Consider the following 4841-nt stretch of genomic DNA (forward strand, 5'->3'; position numbering starts at 1 on the left):
CCGTCATGACCTCAATGTCAGGTGCGGGATTGAAATAGCGGCTAAATCCGATGTCGATCGCTCCGGAACGAAGAGCTTCCTGCTGGCGATCCTTTCCCATGCTGACGAGGACGATTTGCGCAAGCGGGACTTGGGCACGGAAGCGGCGCAAAATCATAGGCACGGCTTGATAGATGGACGAGCCAAAGAACGCGACGGTGAGGCGGCCGATCTCGCCGCGGTCGGCCGCGCGGCTGCGTTCACCAGCGCGGCGCGACCGCTCAATGATCTCGCGGGCCTCTTCGAGAAAGACGCGGCCGGCTTCAGTGAGAATTGCCCCCCTCGGCGTGCGCACGAAAAGCGTGACCTTCAGCTCTTGCTCAAGCGCATGAATCTGTCGGGTAACAGGGGGCTGTGTGACGTGGACGCGCTGCGCCGCGCCGCCAAAACTGCCCTCTTCGGCGACTGCAATGAAATAGCGCAACTGTCTCAATTCCATCGTAACTCCAGTCATTCCGAAAAGGTATCGCTGAGCGCCTCATATAGTATTTTACAGAAAGAGCCTGGCTTTCGATAGTGCCCGTCAGCAATCAATTGCGCACGAGATGTTGTGACGATTGCCGAATAGAAACGAGAACACGGGCAGGTATTGAAATGTTTTATCTAGTGCGAATGGTGGTCTCTCCGCCTTATGGCATGCCGCCGGAAGAATTCGAGAGACTGAAAGCTGAAGAGAAGGAAGTCGGGATCCGACTTCAACGTGAGGGGATCTGGAAGCACATCTGGCGAGTAGCGGGGGCGTACGCGAACGTCTCGATTTTCGAGGTCGATAGCGTCGAGCAGCTTCACTCGGCAATCAGCAGCCTGCCTTTCTTTCCATTCTTAAGTGTAGAGGTGACGCCGCTCGTGCCGCATCCCTCATCGATCAACCCCGCCGACAATCCACTCCTGAAGGAGGGCAGAGCATGAACGAGATGGTTTCTCCGATCGTCGCCACGACTAACTTGGCAAAGGACGCCTTGCGCATCCGCGCCGTCAAAACCACGATCGTCGATTTGCCGATCCGCAGGGCGCACCAGTTCGCCAAGGCAAAGATCAGCTCGCAGGCATTCCTGATCGTCGAGATCGAGACTGAAAGCGGCATCACGGGGCTCGGCGAAGGAGCTACGCCCGGTGGACCATGGTGGAGCGGCGATAGCATCGAGACGATGAAGGTGATGATCGACACCTATCTGGCGCCGGCGATCGTCGGACAGAGTGCGGGTGACGTCACGGCGCTCCACGGTCTGATGAACAAGGTCGCGTTCGCAAACTATTTTGCCAAGGCGGCGGTCGACATCGCTTTGTGGGACATCGTTGGCAAAGCGCTTAACGCACCCGTCCACGCCTTGTTCGGGGGCATGGTTCGCGACAGCAGCGAGATCAGTTGGGCCCTGGCGACCGGCGAGGCGGATACCGACATCGCCGAAGCCGAGGACATGATCGCCCGCAAGGCCGCGAAGGTATTCAAGCTCAAAGGTGGGGCAAAGCCGCCTCAGGCAGACGTCGAGCGTGCCGTAAAAGTCGCCAAGGCGCTGGCAGGCCGCGCGGAGGTGAGAATCGATCTCAACCAGGTGTGGGATGAGACGACCGCCAATCGGTGGATTCCGGCGCTGATCGATGGCGGAATCAGCCTGCTCGAACAGCCGGTACAGGGCTGGAATTTCGACGGTTTGAAGCGGATCCGCGAACGCTTCGGCATCAAGGTCATGGCGGACGAGAGCGTCTGCACGCTTCAGGATGCGATGCGGCTCGCGGGCAGCGCTGCGGTGGACGTCTTCGCCTACAAGGTAATGAAGTCGGGCGGCCTGACTGCGTGCAGGCAGATCGCCGGCATTGCCGAGGCCGCTGGCATTGCGAGCTATGGCGGTACTTTCCTTGAAAGCTCGATCGGCACGTCTGCCGGCCTGCAGGTCGCAGCGGCCGAGCGCAGTGTCACGTTCGGCTCCGAGTTCATCGGAGGCATCTGGCTTGCTGACGAAATCGTCACCGAACCCCTGGTCTACAGGGACTTTCACGTTTTCGTACCGACAAGGCCAGGCATCGGCATGACGCTCGATCGCGACAAGTTCGAGCATTATCGCCGCAAGTGAGCGACGAGCAGACCACATAAAGAGCCCCCCGATCGGCGAGTAAGCCTTCGCCGATCGGCTTTCTGCTTTCTAAGCCAAAAACATAATGGGGAGGGGCCATGTCATTCCAGGTTTCGACGATCGGGATCACACTCATTTATATGGCCGCCGTCGGGCTGATTGCAGCTTATGTGCGCCGCTCGGCAATCACCGCTGCGGGCTACACCGAAGGCGGGCGTCAGTTTCCCGCCATCATAATCGGGTTCTTGATGGTGTCGGAGTTTATCGGCACGGCGGTGAGTGTAGGCACCGCGCAGCTCGGCTATTCAAAAGGGATTTCGGCTGCATGGAACGTGTTTGCGTTGGCGCTGGGATTTGTCCTCTTGGGTCTGATCCTGGCACGCAAGTATAAGGAGCTCGGACTTAACACGATCTCAGGTGTGCTCGCCTCGCGTTACGGCCAGAACACACGTATCGCGGCCTCCGTACTGACGATCTGCGCGCTCGAAATTATCGCGGTGTCGATCTATGCGAGTGGCGGCGCGGTGCTTTCCGGAATTCTCGCGATCGGCAAGCCGACCGCGGTCATCGTGGTCGGCGTGCTTTCAGTCGGCTATGTCAGTGTCGGTGGCATGCGCTCGGTGGTCTACACCAACGTTTTGCACGCATCGATCAAATATCTCGGCATCGTGATCGCGATGATCTACGGGCTTTCGTTGACCGGAGGCGTGACGGCCCTCGCCACGAAGCTCCGTCCAGAAATGTTTGTCTGGGACGCCGTCGGTTGGTCCCAGATCGGGGCCTGGATGATCGCCGGGATCGGCTCGATTTTTGCGACCCAGCACGTCATCCAGGCGCTTTACACTGTGCCCAATGTACGAGCTGCCCAGAAAGCGTGTTTCTATTGCGCCGCGGCGATGGTGCCTTTCGGAATCCTGACGGCAGCCGTCGGGATGGCGTCGGCGGCTTTGCATCCGGGCATCAATCCTCTGCAAGCGTTTCCGAGCCTCATAGCCGATATGGACCGTCTGAGCGCTGGTATCGTCGTGGCAGGCTTGGCGGCCTCGCTGTTCGGAACGATTTCGGCTGTTAGCATTGGCGCAGCGACGTTGCTGATGAAAGATTTCTTCGAACCGCTATTCAACAAGGAAAGGGATGAGAGGCGATCCGTCCGGTTCCTCAAGGTCGCCACGATTATCGTTGGCCTCTTGCCAGTTGTCATCGCACTCGGCGCGAACAACGTTCTCCACATTGCTTACCTTGGAAAGGGGCTCCGTGCGGCGCTGGCCGTTCTCGTGCTGCTGGCTTTCTATGCTCCAAGCTTCAGCAACGGGAGTGGCGCATTCATCGGGATCATCGTGACCCTCCCAGCGACCGTGGTCTGGTACATGCTCGGCGATCCGTACGGCATCGACAACGCGTACGTCGCGCTTGCATGCCCGGTAATCGTTATGGGCCTGTTTCATCTGACTTCGCGGCGAACCGCCCCGATTGTGACAGGAAACGGACCCTTACCCGAACAGCAGGTTGTGGCGAACACCGAATGAATCAAAACCGGGATGCCGCGCCAGTCCGTCTGAGCGGCGTGGGTGGCCGTCAGGAATAACGTGAGGCAGTTGGAAATGAAAAAGATCGTTGTCGGCGCCGTCGAAATCACGCGAGTTGAGGAGAGCCTTGCACCCAGTTTCGAGCCTGCTTTCCTGTTCCCGGAGTGGCGGCCAGAGTATCTGGAGCAGTATGGGTGGATGGAGCCTCACTTCTATGACCGGGGGGCTGGCAAGTTCATGTCATCGATCCATAGCTGGGTGATCCGCACGAAGCATCATTTGATTGTGGTCGACACCTGCGCTGGCAACGACAAGAGCCGGCCATCGTTCGAACGGTTCAACATGTTGCGTAGTTCTTATCTGGAGCGACTGCAAAGCGCCGGCATACGTCCTGAGGACGTCACGCACGTCCTGTGCACGCATCTTCATCTCGATCATGTCGGCTGGAACACACGCCTACTCGATGGACGCTGGGTGCCAACGTTTCCGCAGGCGAAATACATCCTTTCGAGGCGTGAGTGCGAATTCTGGGATACGCGCAGCGGAGAGGGAGGGAAACTCCCGATCAACGACAACGTATTCGAGGACAGCGTCAGGCCGATCCTGGACGCGGGGTTGGCAGAGTTGATCGATCCTCCCTTTCAGCTGACGGACGAGCTGACGATCGAGGCAGCGCCGGGGCATTCGCCGGGCCATTGCATATTGGTGCTTCGAAGCGGCGGCGAGACGGCGATCTTCTCGGCGGACACGATGCATCAGCCGGTGCAGATCTACGAACCACATCTCAACAGCCGTTTCTGCGCCGATCCCGAGCTTGCTCGGCAATCGCGGCAGGCCGTCCTCGAACAATGTGCATGCTCGAACGGCTTGCTTTTGCCGGCGCATTTTGGGCGACCCCATGTTGGCCGCGTCAGTGAGCGGGCGGGCGGCTTTGCTTTTTCCTGCGACAAAGTCTGAGCACAATATGGTCAAAAGTTGATAGCGGCGTCGCTGGCGTCGGCGCGGGCAGAATGCCGACAGAGCGCGTTCCTGCACTGTGCGGGCATTGTCTCCGCATCATCGGTAAACGCGCTGTGGTCCGATCGCGCCACTCTACTTGCGAAGACTTTGATCGACATGATGAGGGAACGTTGACCCGGGCACGATTATCCGCCCAGGGGGCGTTTATGTCACTCCAGAAGGCGATACGATTTCGGTATGGCCA

General features: G+C 58.9%; 5 protein-coding genes. 4 read left to right on the top strand and 1 reads right to left on the bottom strand.

Annotated features, from left to right (window positions below):
- Nucleotides 1-478: LysR family transcriptional regulator (locus RLDS_RS31265; protein ID WP_021224461.1), on the bottom strand; the 478-nt coding region annotated here is incomplete at its 3' end.
- 155 nt (nucleotides 479-633) lie between these two features.
- Here RLDS_RS31265 and RLDS_RS31270 point away from each other — a divergent pair.
- The 4 genes from RLDS_RS31270 (at nucleotide 634) to RLDS_RS31285 (ending at nucleotide 4594) form a co-directional block, all read left to right on the top strand.
- Nucleotides 634-948 (top strand): muconolactone Delta-isomerase, encoded by a 315-nt coding sequence (locus RLDS_RS31270; RefSeq protein ID WP_021222966.1) that lies wholly within the window; start codon nucleotides 634-636, stop codon nucleotides 946-948.
- Nucleotides 945-2111, top strand: a complete 1167-nt coding sequence (locus RLDS_RS31275; protein WP_020818764.1) for a muconate cycloisomerase family protein — start codon at nucleotides 945-947, stop codon at nucleotides 2109-2111. The genes RLDS_RS31270 and RLDS_RS31275 overlap by 4 nt, the downstream gene beginning before the upstream one ends.
- A gap of 98 nt (nucleotides 2112-2209) precedes the next feature.
- Nucleotides 2210-3637 carry a sodium:solute symporter family protein gene (locus RLDS_RS31280; protein WP_020818763.1) on the top strand — a complete coding sequence of 476 codons (1428 nt, stop codon included), beginning with the start codon at nucleotides 2210-2212 and terminating at the stop codon, nucleotides 3635-3637.
- A gap of 75 nt (nucleotides 3638-3712) precedes the next feature.
- Nucleotides 3713-4594 (top strand): MBL fold metallo-hydrolase, encoded by an 882-nt coding sequence (locus RLDS_RS31285; protein WP_021224462.1) that lies wholly within the window; start codon nucleotides 3713-3715, stop codon nucleotides 4592-4594.
- The last annotated feature ends 247 nt before the right edge of the window (nucleotides 4595-4841 follow it).

It is taken from the genome of Sphingobium lactosutens DS20 (assembly GCF_000445105.1).
GTDB classification, from domain to species: Bacteria; Pseudomonadota; Alphaproteobacteria; order Sphingomonadales; family Sphingomonadaceae; genus Sphingobium; species Sphingobium lactosutens.